Below are 15,980 nucleotides of genomic sequence, written 5' to 3'. Positions count from 1 at the left end.
CCGCCTTGAGTGTCTGATCGACCCAAAGTAAGTGCTAATACATGATACCATCAAAAGAAAGCTAAATCAAGTATTTTTTGTGATATTTTCATCAATAAGAGCCATCGTTTCCTTTATTTATTTAAAATCATTCTTACGGTGTGGGCGATTCACAAACAAAAGAGGTCTTATAAAGTACGCTGTACTTTCTTATTCATCAACAGATAGGATATAACAGCAAATATTACCGAAATCAGAAAAGCTATCGCACTGGAAACAAAAGAGAGCTTAGGACCGATTTCATAAATAAATCCTGCAAACAGTGAACCGCCCACCATGCCTAAAGAACGCATCGAATTATAGACACCTACCATCAGACCATTCTCATCCGGCTTCGCAAACAATGAGATCATGGCCTGAAGCAACGGCTGATAAACAGCATTAAAGCCAAAGAAGACTACATTCATGATAATAAACGGAACGACATTATCAAGGATGATGATGCTTATCATCATCAAAAAGCATATACCTAAAACAGGAATGATCGATTTTAGGATATTTGTTTTCTTCATCAGCAGCACACAGATCGTAGAATTGGCAAGCAAGGTAATAAAGCCAACCGCTGCCTTTAATAATCCATTATATGATGGCGGAAAGCCATACTGATCTTTTATGAAATAATTGAAGCATTGTTCATAACATGTGCTGGCAAAGGAAGTCGCTGCACAGACTACCAAAAAGACAAAGATAGCCATCGTCATGATATGGCGTGAGTCAAGAATGGCCTGAAAAGGATTGGATTGGTGAAGCAGACTTTTCCATGAAAAGCGTTCACTGGTCGGTGCATCACCTAAAAACAATAAATAGAGTACCCCGATCAATGCCAAACCTGCCACCTGGCATATAAATGTCAACGGAAGTGAGATATCTCCTAAAAAGCCTCCGATCATATATCCGAAAGCTGAGAATATCGCATTGAGCGTAACACTGGTTGCCAGATCCTGCCCTTTCTTTTCATCTAATGAATTTTCAATGACATAAAGGATGTTGCAAACAGAAATACCGCCGATGAAAAAGCCTCCGATAAGACGTGCCACGATGATCTGCCATTCGCTCGTCGACATACTGAAAAGGGCCTGCGCAAAAGAATATCCAAAGAAACAGTAGCCGGTGATACGAGCGGTTCCTACACTTTTTGAAAATTTGCCCCAAAAGGGTGAGAAAAGAAAGTTAGTAAGAGCCATACAGGCAAAGGCCACACCAAACATATAATCATTAAGATGCAGATTTTGGATAAAGGTCGGTGTTATCGGATGAGCAAAATTCGCAACTAATGAATATAGGACGATCATGATAAATAAGCGGCGAATCGAAATCTTTTTCATACTTCACCTTATTTGATCAAATGAAAGTTTTCCTGTCTTCCGGCAAGATAATAGACCTTTCCACCGGTAAATAAGACATCTGTTTCAGCTCCAAAGGTCAATGTAACATTCCAGCTTTTGACCTCACACTTACAATTCAGCTCCAATGAATATGCGGTATTGTCATACAGCAGATAATCACCGGAGCCCGGTACGCCATTCTGCATATCCCACAGACCGATCGTCGGACCGGCCGCATGACCATGAAAACCGATCGGATGAGTATAGATACAAGGCTCGATTCCTTCTTCTTTTGCCTGTTTCAATGCCTTTGCCAATACCTCATTACCACTTCTTCCGGCTTTAAAATGAGAGATCGTAATATCCTGAAGGCGATTGACCGTCTTCATGACCTGTTTCAATTCCTCAGGTGCATCCGTTTCATCCAATTTCAGCACATAGGCATTTTCCTGGGTATCGGTACATAAATTCAGATAGCGGAAACCTACATCACAGTGCAAGAGATCACCCGGCTGGATCACTGTTTCCCCAAACACTTCATTGACCTCAGCACGGCGTACGGATACTTCAAAATCAAACCATGGTTCAAGACCTAATTCTTTACATTTTTCAAGCATGAAATACTTTACATCGGCATTGGTCGTGACACCCGGCAGGATGACCTTGCTTGAAAATGCCTCTGCAATCAAAGCATGTGCTATTTGCATGATGCCGGTATAGGCCTGCATTTCCTCTTCGCTGCGCGTTTCAAGCCAGCCTACACAGACATTCTCAGCACTGACGACCTTTTTCTTTTGATCCTCATCTAAAGCTGCCATGATCGTTTCATACAGGCTATGGGAAAGTCCATCCGCAAAAGCAAAGGTATTTGAGAAATTTAAACCGATTTTATTTGGATTGCATGAAGCAATCATCCGATGAAGACATTCCATCTGTGTTTCACACGGACTCTCTTCCCCCTTGCCTTTCTTTCCAAAAGGCATCAGGGCATCCTTATCCTGCCAATCCGATCCTTTCGGATTGTTCCATACCGATTCATATACATCATCTAAACCGACATTCGGCCGTGTCAATGCATAACGCTTTACCACACCGTCTTTTTGTAAATGAAACAATAAAATCGTCAGACGTCTTGCCGTCATCATCGCACAAGGAACCAAGGTTTTCAAAACAGGATCCTCATTATATTCGTTGCAGGCAACTACCCAGCAATCGATTCCACTGCGTTTCATCACAACAGGCAGGATCGTATCTAAACGATGCACGAGCCATTTATCTAAAAGTGCTTCCTGTTCACGATAAGGCAGGATCTTTTTCTTAAATTCATCGACGCTTACCTTTTGTACTAAAAAATCTTCTTTTGATATCACCACTTATATTCCCTCCCTTCAAATAACAAAATCACCGTGTTCCATGATGACCACTTCCTGACCATCAAAAGTAATGCCAACAACCTTCGTTTCAGGTGTTCCGATCATAAAATCATTATGACTGGTTGCCACATTGACCCCATGTGCCAAAAGTTCTTGATCGCTCATCGAGGCACCGTTTTTTATATTGCTTGAAAAGCTTTGTCCAAAAGCCAGATGACAAGCAGCATTTTCATCGATCAGCCCATTATAGAAAATACGATTCATCCGCTTGATCGGAGAATTTTTCGATACTAACGCAACCTCCCCTAAACGACGGGTCGTTTCATTTTTAAAAAGAGCATCCCGAAGCAATTCTTCATTAGCGCTGGCATGACAGTCAACAGCCTTTCCATCTTTAAAGGTAATCGAAAAATCAGTCACTAATTTTTGTGACATCATAAGTGGAAAAGAAGCATATGCCACACCATTCACGCTGCGATAATCCGGATCCGTAAAGATCTCCTCTGTCGGCATATTGGCAACATAAGGCTCCTTGACCTTGCTTGACCCCATATCCGCAGCACTGGTCCAGATATGATCTTTTACAAGATCCATCGTGATATCCGTACCCAATTCACTTGTGATATGCAATGATCTAAAATTATAATCATTCAGCTTCGCTGAGATCTTTCCTAAGCTTTCACAATGTTTATGCCAGTTTTCAACAGGATCACTTTCATCATCAATACGCATCATCTTACACAAGGCCTCTTCCAATCGGATCAGGGCCTCATGGTCACTTAATTCAGGATAGACCTTTCTGGCCCAATTCACATTCGGATATACGGTGCCTGTCCATTTCAAGGTACCCGCATGGATATATTTCCGAACGACATTTCGCAATTCATTGCTGCTGAAACCTTTCGCTAATAAATGATCGCTTGGAACATCTTCATTCAAGGTCGGATAGCTTCCCATCAATGACATTTGTACACAGTCCTGACGAAGATAGTAATCCAGCGATTCCTTCTTCCATTCAGGAAGTTCTTTTAAAGTATCTGTATCACAATGCAAGGCTCTTAAATGTTCTATCTGTGCATCCTCTAAATGTACGACAACATCCTTTGCTCCCATCATAAAAGCTTCCTCTGTCAAACAACGTGCCAGATCCAAGGCATCCGTACAGGTCTGAAGCAAAAGGATCTGACCCTTTTGAAAATTCACCCCGATCTCTAACAATACACGGGCATATTTCTTCAACCGTATTGGATTCATTTGCGTTTCTCCAATTCTTTCATAAGAACCTTTTTGATCTGAGCCGCTGCTTTTTGCGCATCCTCATTTGATACCACATTATTAAACAGCGGTGCCAATTCCATATCCATCTTCGCCTTATTGATCCTTCGCTGGGCACTTGCCTGGTCATCCTTATATAATTCATTGATCTGTTTTTCAAGCTGTTCAAAATTTTGCGGCATCACAAAGAAAGCGATGCTTTCCGGCATATTCAGCTTGATCGGACCTACACCTTGTGCTTCAACCTCAATCAGGACATTCTTTCCCTTGCTTTGAAGAAATTCGACCTGCTGCTTCGGTGTTCCATAATAATAACCATTAAATTCGGTATATTCCAAAAGCTCTTTATTACGTACTGATTCCGCAAACTCTTTATGCGTAACGAAATAATAATCCTTGCCATCTACTTCATCCGGACGTTGCGGGCGGGTAGTTTCTGAAATAGAATAAAACAGCTTTAAATCTTTATCCTGAAGCAGGATATCTCGAATATCTCCTTTTCCTACTGAGCTTGCGCCGCTTAAAATTACTACAAGTCCTTTTGTCATAATATCCCCCTTTTATTTTGCCGCACTAACGACCGTACATAAAAGCTTATATGTGCGATCAAAGCTTTCCAGATCCAACTCTTCGTCAGGCGTATGCACGTGGGCTGAAACAGGTCCTAAAGAAATGATATCCATATCCGGAACCAGGCTGCAGAATACACCACACTCACAGCCGCCATGTCCGGCTACCATTTCAAGGTCTTTATCATAAAGCTTTTTGACAGCAGCTTTATAGATATCGCGCATTGGTGAAATTTCATTATAATTCCATCCCGGATAACGTGCAGACGTTTCCATATCAAAGCCCAGGCGCTTTGCCAATACCGATAAAATATTGACCAGATTATCAATACCGCTTTCAATCGCACTGCGGACAGATATGATCAATTCTACCTGATCATTTTTTGTCGTAACGACACCTAAGTTCAAAGAAGTCAGGGTTAAGCCTTCAATGGCCATCGAGCGGTGCTGGAAACCATTCGGCATCAGATAAGCATAATCCATCAGATCATCACTGTCCTTTTGAATTGCTTTATAAGGAGCCATGGCTGTTTCCTCAAATTTTAATGTAAAGCCGGCATCACTAAATTCAAGTTCTGTGGAAATATCCTTCGCTGAAGATTCAAAATATGCCTGAAGCTCTTCTTTTGGTGTAACTGATGCGAAAACGACATCTGCTTCTCGGGGAATGGCATTGTCCTTCAAACCGCCATCATATGAAACAAGCTGAATCTGAGCGCCTTTTAATACCGCTTCCTTTACGACGCGGATCGCCAGCTGATTGGCATTTCCTTTTTCTTTATGGATCTCACCACCCGAATGGCCACCACTCAGACCAGTGATATGAAGCGCATAAGTCGGAGCGCTATTCTCTTCCATGGTAAGCTTTTTGGTAAGGTTACACTGACAGCCTCCTGCCGATGAGAGCATGGTCGTCGTTTCGCCCCCGCCATCAAGAGAGATCATGCGATGTGAATGGATATCCTCAGCTTTGAGATTCATGGCTCCTAAAAGACCAATTTCTTCCTGAACCGTGAAAATACATTCAAGTGGCGGATGGGCCAGGCTGTCATCTTCCAAGATGGCCAGCATATAGGCCACTCCCGTACAGTCATCAGCGCCTAAGGTCGTTCCCTTTGCCCGCAAGATGCCATCTTCTACATATAATTTTAAAGGATCTTTTTCAAAGTCATGATCACAGTCTTTATTTTTTTCACACACCATATCGATATGTGCCTGCAGGATCAGGCTGCCGGCATCTTCATATCCCTTTGACCCATCCTTATAAACGATGACGTTATACATATCATCCTGTTTATACTTCAATCCGTGTTCTTTCGCAAAAGCCACGATATAATCGCTGAGTTCCTTTTCGTTTTTGCTGCCATGCGGTATTCTGGCACATTCTGCGAAAAAGAAACGCGGACGATTTGTAATTTCAAATTCCATTGTACTTCCCTCCTATTTCAGATATTTTTCCATCCATTGTGTAATCTCATTCAATCGGCGCAGACGATGCAATGGCTTTCCGCTTCTGGACAATTCATGATTTTCTCCCTTAAATGCCACAAGCTTTGTTTCTACTTTACGGCATTTCAAGGCAGTGTACATCTGAAGTGCTTCCCATACCGGACAGCGATAATCTTCGATTGAATGAATAAACAATGTAGGTGTCTTGACATGATTCACATACTTTAAAGGTGACATATCCCATAATTCCTGCTGACAGTCATAAAGGTCATCAAACTCCTGTTCGATCGGGAAATCAATGCCATAATCACTGGCACAAACCTCACTGATCCAGTTTGAGATTGAACGCTGTGAAGCGGCCGCTTTAAAGCGATCAGTATGACCCACGATCCAATTGGTCATATAACCCCCATAGCTGCCTCCGGTAACCCCTAAACGTTCTTTATCTATTGCAGGATAAAGCTTGAGCACCAGATCACAGAAATCCATCAGATCTTCATAATCAATCTTGCCAAAATTCCGGCGCAGATCCGCAAAGGCATTTCCTCGTCCATCCGATCCCCGCGGATTACAGAAAAAGACAAAATATCCTAAATTTGCCCAGGCCTGCATCTCATGATAGAAGACCTCACCATAGGCTGTCTTAGGTCCGCCATGGATATCCATGATTGCAGGATAGGATTGGTGAGGATCATAATCCTTCGGTTTCAATACCCAGCCTACGATCGGCGTTTCTTTATCAAGTATCACTTTTTCAGGATGGGCAACATAAACATCCTTCAATACCTCTTCGTTCAGACAGGTCAATTGTTCCAGTTTGTCATCCTTTTGGACATAGACCTCCTGTAATTTCTGATCTTTCATCGCAATCAGATAGATCTCATCATCTTTTACGACAAAATCATCACAGGAGCCTTCAAAATCCACGACCTTTTCAAGTCCGTGATCCGTTAACCGGACAACAATGCTGCGTGAACCATCTGTCGTAATAAAATAAGCCTGATCATTCTTCTTTAAAAAGTTTTTGACGCGTCCAAAGCGGCAGTCACTGCCAACGCTGTTATACATGCTGTATTCATTATCTGCCACAAGATACATCGTCTTATCTCTCAGCTCATAAAACTTTGCCGCTTCCATCGCTCCGTATTCCTTCGCAAAAGTTCCTAAGACGATAACCTTCTGATCCTGAAAAAAGACCCTGCTGATCTGCATGACATCATCAAACAAGACAGATGTATCACCGCTGACCACATTCATTTTCCAGACATGGCTCCATTTCCCCTTAAATGATGTATAATCAACTCCACAATAAACAAGTTCATCACCACAGATATCATAGCTTTCTACATCAATCGTTTCTTTTACAAGATCCTTGATCTCATGTGTTTTCCGGTTCACTAACAAAAGTGTCGAACGATTACCATTTATGATTCCCTCACCATTGAAAAAGAAGGGATATTCATCAAGGATGATATAGTCATCATCTTTTTTCTTATTCTCTAATGCTTGTTTTTGTTCTTCCTCACTAAGATGATGATAATGAGGCAAAGAGCGTTGGATCACAGCATTGACCAGATAATAATCTTCATTGAAGACTTCGATCTTATTCACGATGCATGGCAGAGAGAAAGAATCACATTCTTTGCCATCTGACAGAGAGATACGCACAAAACGGGTATGGATCAGCGGATTTTTCTCATCATTTTGGACCATGAGCAGCGAATCATCTAAGGGATAGATGACACAACGCTTCATCCATTCCCCTGCAAATACTTCCTGACGGCTCTTTGTATCCATGACATGCATTCTTTGCTGATAATCATTATTTTCCAAATCTGTACGACTTTCTACATAAGCAAGCCTGCTTCCATCCAAAGAAAGCGTCAGATCCGATAAGAAACGATATTGGGTAAATAAATCCAGTTGGATAGATTTCATAACTGATCTCCTTTATTTAAATCATGTAGATGCTGTTGCGCCCTGAAGCTAAAAATGATACTTCATTTCCTTCTAAAACAACGCTTTCCTCGGTAAAGATATAAGTGTCACGCTGATAACAGTCTAAATATTCAATGATGCTTAATTCTAATGCATAAGCGGTATGATCATGCAGCTTCAGATCACCTTTGACAGGGATCGGATGCTGATTTGAAAACAAACCGATCGTCGGTCCGGCTGCGTGTCCGTGGAAACCCAGAGGATGGGTATATAAAACAGGCCTCAATCCCTCTTTTTTCGCCATTTCTATACTGTTGACGAATACTTCATTGCCGCTGGCACCAATTTTCATATTGGATCGTACGATATCCTGAAAACGATGATTCCGCTCAACTGCCCTTACCAGCTCAGCCGGTATTTGAGTTTCGCCTTCCTTTGATACATAACATAGACGCTGGGTATCGGTACACAGATTTAAATAACGAATACCAAAATCACAATGAAGCAGATCGCCTCTTTCAATCACACAGCCTTCACCATGCATGCCATCTGCTCGCTGTAAATCGATTGTCGATTCAAACCATGTCACAATACCGAGATCATTGACACGCTGTTCCATATAATCCATCAGATCACGACAAGTCGTCTTGCCCGGCACGATCCTCTCTTTAGAAAAAGTGTCCTCGATGATCTCAACTGCGATCTTCATGACCTCCGGGTAAATTTCAAGCTCTTTTGGTGAACGTGTTTCCAGGAAGCGAATGCCGATATCATCACTGCTTACAAAACGATCGGTCAATTCCTTCGGCAATTCGTTCATGAGCTGACGATATAAACCAACAGATAAACCATCTGTATAGGCAAAGTGGTCGGATACATCGATGGCGATCTTTTGCGCATCAAGACGTTGCAAGACCCTTGTCAGGGCTTCCATCTGTGTTTCTTTTTGCGCATCATAATCTTGGACATAATATCTTTCCAATTCATCATCATGCATATTCACACAATATCGTTCAGCTTTTCCGTCTTTCATCGCCAATACCAGAATGGTCGTCCGCCGGGCTGTCACAAACCTTGAAGGCGTCAGGGCATGAAACAGCGGATCCTCATTATATTCACGGCTGGCAATGATCCAGGCATCAATACCACATTCAAGCATGAGCGGCGGTAAGATATCGTCTAAACGTTCTTTTAAGATTTCATCTTTTAATTCATTCTGTTTTGCTAAAGATAACATAGGCATCCTTTCAGATTCTAATTAAAATCAATTCCTGCTGCGGTTCGGCAAGCCATTCTGTGCCATGCTCGGTAATAACGACATCCTCTTCGATACCAACACGTCCCCATGGCGTTTCAATGCCCGGTTCGATCGTAAAGACATTGCCAACACGTAATGGCGTATCGATCAGTTCAGGACGATTATAACGTGGCCGCCGGTTTGCCAGGATCGTTCCTCCATCATGTGTCTGGTGACCGACCTGATGACCCAAGGCTGCATTCCATGAATCATAGCCTTCATCTACGATCTTATGACGGGCAATCTGATCAACCTGGAAACCGGTAACCCCTTCACGCATGAATTCTTTGGCTTCCTTGATCGCATCGCGTACAAGGTAAAAAGCCTTCTTCACCTCTTCAGGTGCATCCTCTTCATCTTCCTTCAATACATAATACATTCTCTGTAAATCAGAACAGTAACCATCCTTGCTTACACCATAATCGATATTGATGAGATAACCTTCTACGATAGGTGTTGAAACGATGCCCATATGTCCGCTTGGAACATTTGGATCTACGCTGACACCCGGACACTGTGAATCTGCCCATGACATGCCATAACCATCCTCATATGCCACTTCATGGAGAAAATTAAAGATATCCAGTGATGTCGTTCCCTTTTTACACATTTCAGGCACTCTTCTTAAATATTCATCAGCCTTAACGGCACAATGACGGATCTTTTCAATCTGCGTGCTCGTTTTCCTGCCACGGACATCCGATACGATCGGAAAAGCACTGACCGTTTCCATTTTAAAATCCAAACGTCTGAATACACGCTCAAGCATCTTATACATGCCCACCGTCAAGCCATCGGCTGCGGCATCTGAGCTGCTGTAATCCAGCGCCAAGCGTTTTGGTTTTAATTTTGAAAGAACCTCATAAATCGACTCTTCCATCGTTGCCTGATACTCAACCACCTCATCAATGCCTTCGATCAATTTATATCCTTCGACATCTAAAGGCGAAACGATCGCAATACATTTTCCTTCGGCAGTGAAAATAAGGGTCGTTGCAATAATAAAATCCATATCACCTAAAACTGGAAGAACCGGTTCGCTTTTCATGATGCTCTCTCTTCCGGTAATCAGCCATGCATCAACTTGATTCTCACGAAGAGCTTCATATATGATAGGTAATTTTTCCTTATCTAAGTACATTGATTAACCTCCTTTATAAATCAAGCGAAGAGCTTCCTTTCAGAAACTCTCGCTTAATATTTTTTTATTCAGGTACCTGTATATACCAGAATACATGATTACCCTGAGGTGAGCTGATATAACCACTGACTCCCTGCTTTCCTAAGCAGATCTGCTTATAACCAAACAATGGAACGGTATAGGCCATTTCTTCAACCAGGTATGTTTCTGCATCATGAAGCAATTCAAGACGCTCAGTATTATCTTCTATGGTACGAGATTCGTTGATCATGGTATCATATGCCTCATCGCCCCAAGTCACATGACCATACTGTGTCCAGCTGGCTGCCATATCCAAGAAAGTAGATACATCCATGTAATCAGCACTCATGACACCACGGGCCATATCGAATAAACCATTTTCACGATCATCAAAGAAGGTACGAATTTCACCTGTCTTCAAAGTTACATCAATATAGATGTCTGCTAACTGAACCTGGATAACTTGTGCAATCGTGCTATGGTCAGCAGCCTGATTTGTGTAGTATGTCAGCTGCAGACGATTATTTTCATTATATCCGGCTGCTTCCATCAGACTTCTTGCCTCATCTTTATCCGTATAAACTAACTTATTTTCAGCATCGGCTTCTTCACGGAAATCACCATTGACACCTTCAAAGCCCTTTGGAACATAACCATATAATTCATAGTAAACATCTTCTGCATCCAATGCCGTAACGATTTCAGTACGGTCAATACCTAACTGGATTGCTCTACGAACACGAACATCCTGTAAAGCCGGTGTATCTTCACTATAAGCGTTCAACATGATGTAATAATTAATCACTGAATCAGAAAGCAATAATTCAGGCTGTCCTTCGTAAACTTTCGTTACCTGATTATTTACGCCCGTTGCGAAATCAATCTCACCTGTCTGGAAAGCTACCAGCTGGGCATCCGGATCGGACATGACCTTTGCAACCAGCGTTTCAGTTACGACATCATCCGCATGTGCAAAGTGTTCATTTTTAACCATGACATATTCATCAGCAGAATCGATCTTCGTCGTCTGATAAGCACCATTGGTCGGCACTGTTGGATCATCGGCCCATGAAGAATCATGTTCCGGTGAAAATTCTTCACGAAGCGGGTAGAAGACACCTGCCGGCATCAGATTCACAAAATATGGACATGGTGATGAAAGAGTAATCTGAATCGTAAAATCATCTGTTGCGACAATTCCTACATCATCCATATCGGCAACATCGCTCATGTTATCATTATGTGCTTTCGCATTCAATACATAATCAGCCAGGAAATATGAATAGTAAGAATCAGCAGCCCCCATGCCGATAGCACGCTTCATTCCATATACATAATCAGCAGCTGTTACCTGCTCACCATCGCTCCAATAGTTATTTTCAGTTAAATGGAACGTATAAGTCAAACCATCATCACTTACCTCATAATCTTCACAAGCTTCATTTTGTAAGCTGCCATCTTCACCAATGATAAATAGTGGATAATATATCTGATTCAGAATATAAGAAGTCACACTGTCACTTCCAACTGCGGGGTCAAGCTGTGTAGGCTCACCAGAAATCGCATAGGTGAACGTATCGGATAAAGTACCAGATGTTTCACCTCCATCTCCACCACACGCTGTCAGCGTCAGCGTCATCATCGCGGCAAGAGATAAGCAAGATAAGCGTTTTACGATGTTTTTCATTTCTACTCCCTCCTTTTATTTTTCGTATAAAAAACATGATACAAGGCGATTGCCCACCTGGATCGGCTGTGGTGTTTCACTGTAACAACGTTCGCTCGCTTTTGAGCATCTTGTACAGAATGGACAGCCTTTAGGCGGATTGATAGGACTTGGGATCTCTCCCTCCAAAACAATACGATTCTTGGTTTTGGCTATATCTGGATCCGGAATCGGAATCGCCGATAATAAAGCGACAGTATATGGATGCAGCGGCCGGTGATAGACATCATTGCTCGGACCGCATTCCATCATATGTCCTAAATACATTACTCCGATTTTATCGGATATATGTTTGACCATGCTCAGGTCATGGGCTATAAACAAATAGGATAATCCCATTTCTTTTTGAATGTTTTTCAATAAGTTGATCACTTGTGCCTGAATCGATACATCCAATGCGGAGATCGGTTCATCACAGACAATAAATTTCGGATTGACTGCCAAGGCTCTGGCAATTCCGATTCGCTGACGCTGGCCTCCGGAAAACTCTGCCGGATAACGGCGGATATGATCCGGCTTCAGCCCTACGATCTTCAAAAGCTCAACGACTCTTTCTTCTCTTTCCTTATCCGTATCATAAATCTTATGGATGATCATCGGTTCTTTTATGATTTCACCTACGGTCATTCGTGGATTTAAAGAAGCATACGGATCCTGAAAGATCATCTGCATATCTTTTCTGAAACTTTTAAGCTCTTTCCCTTTGATGTTGGAAATATCTTTACCATTAAATTCAATGTTACCGCTGACGGGATCATATAATTTAACGATCGTTCTTCCCAAAGTACTTTTCCCGCACCCGGATTCACCTACGAGTCCGAACGTTTCATTTTTCATGACATCGAATGTTACTCCATCCACGGCCTTTACGACCTGCTTCTTGGAAAAAAGCCCTTTTGTCACATCAAAGTGTGTTTTTAAATTTTTGACACTTAAGATTACTTCACTCATTTTTTCACCACCTTGCTGTGATTCAGCCAGCAGGCACATTGATGTGTCTTACTGAACTCTGTTGCTTCAGGCATATATTGCTTACATATCTTCATCGCTTTTTCACATCGATCCACAAAAGGACAGCCCTTTGGCGGATTCAACAGATCTGGCGGTGATCCCGGTATCGGCGTAAGCTCAACATCATCATCAACTTCCGGATTTGCGATACAGCTTAATAATCCCAGGGTATATGGATGCTTCGGTTCATAGAAGATTTCCTTATCGGTTCCGATTTCAACGATCTTACCGCCATACATGATCGCCACACGATCACATAATTTCGCAACCACTCCCAGATCATGGGTAATCATGATGATCGCAGAATCACTTTCTTCACGTAAATGATCGATCAGCTCAAGGACCTGTGCCTGAATCGTTACGTCCAGTGCTGTTGTCGGCTCATCAGCGATGATAAGCTTTGGATTACAAGCCAGGGCAATCGCAATGACGATACGCTGCCGCATACCTCCTGAAAATTCAAAGGGATACTGTTGAATACGTTTTTCAGGTGATGGAATACCTACCAGGCGCATCAGCTCCAATGCCCTTTCATGTGCCTGGGATTTGCTCATATTGGTATGATTCATCAAAGGCTCGATCAGCTGGGTTTCAATCTTCAATACCGGATTTAAAAAGGTCATCGGATCCTGAAAGATCATCCCCATCGTATTGCCGCGGATCTTCCGCATCGCTTCTTCATAATCTTTCCTGCCTTTAAATGAAGAAGGAGAAATATCCTGACCATCAAATAAGATGCTTCCATCAGTAACTTTTCCGTTTTCTGCCAAAAGTCCGATGATCGAATACATGGTCTGGCTCTTTCCTGAACCGGATTCACCAACGATTCCCAAAACCTCTCCTTGTTCAAGTGTGAAGGAAACATCACGGACGGCCTGTACGCTTCCCTGTTCCATTGTAAACTGTGTACTCAGATTTTTAATTTCTAAAAGCGCCATATCCTTCACCTACCTTTTGTTTTCCAAGGCTTCACCAAGACCATCACCCACAAAATTCAGTGACAGGATGGTCAGACACATGATCACAACGATCCAGACGATCTGAATCGGATATGTAAAGATCACATTACGACAATCATTGGCCAGAGTTCCCCAGCTTGGAATCGAAAGATCCAGTCCGATACCTACAAAGCTAAGAAAAGATTCAGTGAAAATAGCTGATGGAACCATCATCGTCAGACAAACAATGATCGGACCTAATGCATTGATAATCAAATGTTTAATAAGGATACGAAGATTGCTGGCACCTAAGACCTTAGCTGCTAATGAAAACTCCATTTCCTTCAACGACATGACCTGTGTTCGTACCTGTCTGGCCATCTGTATCCATGAAGTCAAACAAATCGCCAGCATCATGCTTGGAATTGAATTACCAAAGATCATTAAGATCAAAACGACATATAACAAAGTAGGAACTGCATAGATGATATCAATGATACCCATCATCACCATATCTACCTTGCCACCTACATAGCCGGAAACACCGCCATAGACGATACCGATCACCAAATTGATCAGCGCTGTCGCAAAGCCAATGGCTAATGAAATTCTTCCTCCATACATCACTCTTACAAGGATATCACGACCCAATTGATCCGTTCCGAACGGATGGGCCAGACTTGGCATTGCATTTCTTAAGCTCATGTTCTGCTCCTCATAACTATAAGGAGATAGCAGCGGAACAAAGATGACCAGAATTACCATTACAACCAGAAATATCAAACCTGCAAGTGCTATTTTATTCTTTTTAAACCGATCCCATGCATCTTTTAAAAAGGTCTTGCTTTCAACGGCAATAAACTCGGAATTCTTTTCACTGTCATCAAGCTTTTCAAACAGATCATCTGTATAAACGATTTCTCTATTTTCCATGTTTTACACCTACTTTCCAAGTTTGATACGCGGATCGATAATAGCCGCTACAACATCTGAAATAATATTCATTATGATAACGATAGCACCAAAGAATAAAGTTAACCCCATGACCAGAGTATAATCACGATTGGTAATGCTGCTTGTAAATTCACGTCCGATTCCCGGAATTGAAAATAAAGTTTCAATGACCAATGAACCTGTGATCAATCCTGCAAACATCGGACCACAATATGTAATTACCGGAAGTAACGCATTCTTTAATCCGTGTTTCACCGTGACCATCACTTCTTTGGTACCCTTGCTTCGGGCAAGTGTAATATAATCTTTATTCATCACATCTTTAAGCGAGCTTCTCGTCAATCGTGTGATCATCGAAATTGAGCTGAATGATAAGGCCAATGCCGGCATGATATAATGCTTCCATGAATCCAAACCTACGACCGGCAGCCAACCCAGCTTTACTCCAAAGAGGATCATCATAAGGATCGCTAACAAGAAGCCCGGTATCGATACGCCCATGGTCGCTATCATCGTTATGACATTATTGGTGACCCTTCGCTTGGTCAAAGCCGATATAATACCAAATACCAGACCAACGACAAGTGCTATCGCAAAAGCAACCAGTCCGAGTTTTGCCGTTACCGGAAAACGGCTTATGATGATATCTGCGACCTGCTGTCCTTTTTTAGAAATCGATTCTCCAAAATCACCATGTAAAGCATTTGTCATATAAATGACATATTGTTCAGTGACCGGTTTATCTAATCCATATTTCGCTTCAAGAGCCTCATATGCTTCCTGTGATAAAGCCCGGTTATCCTGTGAAAAAGGATTTCCCGGCATCGCTTTCATTCCAAAGAAAGTAATTGTTGCCAGAACAAATAAAGTCAGACAGCCAATCAGTAATTTTTTTATAATATATTTCAGCATACCCCTCTCCCC

At 42.1% G+C, this 15,980-nt stretch carries 13 protein-coding genes; all 13 read right to left on the bottom strand.

Annotation, left to right across the window (positions count from 1 at the left end):
* Positions 1–167 precede the first annotated feature (167 nt).
* The 13 genes from ACZYT3_RS09190 to ACZYT3_RS09130 all read right to left on the bottom strand — a co-directional run bounded on the left by ACZYT3_RS09190 (position 168) and on the right by ACZYT3_RS09130 (position 15,968).
* Positions 168–1,364, bottom strand: a complete 1,197-nt coding sequence (locus ACZYT3_RS09190) for an MFS transporter (RefSeq protein WP_464088435.1) — start codon at positions 1,362–1,364, stop codon at positions 168–170.
* A gap of 8 nt (positions 1,365–1,372) precedes the next feature.
* Positions 1,373–2,737 carry a M24 family metallopeptidase gene (locus ACZYT3_RS09185; protein ID WP_464088434.1) on the bottom strand — a complete coding sequence of 455 codons (1,365 nt, stop codon included), beginning with the start codon at positions 2,735–2,737 and terminating at the stop codon, positions 1,373–1,375.
* Positions 2,738–2,752: 15 nt separating this feature from the next.
* Positions 2,753–3,991 (bottom strand): aminopeptidase, encoded by a 1,239-nt coding sequence (locus ACZYT3_RS09180; protein ID WP_464088433.1) that lies wholly within the window; start codon positions 3,989–3,991, stop codon positions 2,753–2,755.
* Entirely contained in the window at positions 3,988–4,560 is a 573-nt protein-coding gene (gene gmk, locus ACZYT3_RS09175) for a guanylate kinase (protein ID WP_464088432.1), read from the bottom strand. The genes ACZYT3_RS09180 and gmk overlap by 4 nt, the downstream gene beginning before the upstream one ends.
* 12 nt (positions 4,561–4,572) lie before the next feature.
* Positions 4,573–6,009 carry a beta-Ala-His dipeptidase gene (gene pepD, locus ACZYT3_RS09170; RefSeq protein ID WP_464088431.1) on the bottom strand — a complete coding sequence of 479 codons (1,437 nt, stop codon included), beginning with the start codon at positions 6,007–6,009 and terminating at the stop codon, positions 4,573–4,575.
* A 12-nt stretch (positions 6,010–6,021) separates the two neighbouring features.
* Positions 6,022–7,968, bottom strand: coding sequence for an alpha/beta hydrolase family protein (locus ACZYT3_RS09165; protein WP_464088430.1), 1,947 nt, complete (start codon positions 7,966–7,968; stop codon positions 6,022–6,024).
* 16 nt (positions 7,969–7,984) lie between these two features.
* The gene (locus tag ACZYT3_RS09160) at positions 7,985–9,205 is read right to left on the bottom strand and encodes a M24 family metallopeptidase (RefSeq protein ID WP_294560565.1); all 1,221 of its coding nucleotides are present in this window, start codon (positions 9,203–9,205) and stop codon (positions 7,985–7,987) included.
* A gap of 10 nt (positions 9,206–9,215) precedes the next feature.
* Positions 9,216–10,406 carry a M24 family metallopeptidase gene (locus ACZYT3_RS09155; RefSeq protein ID WP_464088429.1) on the bottom strand — a complete coding sequence of 397 codons (1,191 nt, stop codon included), beginning with the start codon at positions 10,404–10,406 and terminating at the stop codon, positions 9,216–9,218.
* Between the two features lie 64 nt (positions 10,407–10,470).
* Complete coding sequence (locus ACZYT3_RS09150) at positions 10,471–12,114, bottom strand: peptide ABC transporter substrate-binding protein (RefSeq protein WP_464088428.1); 1,644 nt, start codon at positions 12,112–12,114, stop codon at positions 10,471–10,473.
* A gap of 15 nt (positions 12,115–12,129) precedes the next feature.
* Positions 12,130–13,104, bottom strand: coding sequence for an ABC transporter ATP-binding protein (locus ACZYT3_RS09145; protein ID WP_294560570.1), 975 nt, complete (start codon positions 13,102–13,104; stop codon positions 12,130–12,132).
* Positions 13,101–14,102, bottom strand: coding sequence for an ABC transporter ATP-binding protein (locus tag ACZYT3_RS09140; RefSeq protein WP_464088427.1), 1,002 nt, complete (start codon positions 14,100–14,102; stop codon positions 13,101–13,103). Before ACZYT3_RS09140 ends, ACZYT3_RS09145 begins: the two co-directional genes overlap by 4 nt.
* Positions 14,103–14,111: 9 nt before the next feature.
* A complete protein-coding gene (locus ACZYT3_RS09135; protein WP_294560574.1) occupies positions 14,112–15,035 on the bottom strand; it encodes an ABC transporter permease in 924 nt (307 codons plus the stop codon).
* A 9-nt stretch (positions 15,036–15,044) separates the two neighbouring features.
* On the bottom strand, positions 15,045–15,968 hold the full coding sequence (locus tag ACZYT3_RS09130) for an ABC transporter permease (protein ID WP_294560576.1): 924 nt from the start codon (positions 15,966–15,968) through the stop codon (positions 15,045–15,047).
* Positions 15,969–15,980 lie beyond the last annotated feature (12 nt).

This window comes from Traorella sp. mt218 (assembly GCF_055420025.1).
The sequence above is the reverse complement of the archived record's forward strand: the minus strand, read 5'-3'. Positions and strand labels throughout refer to the sequence as shown.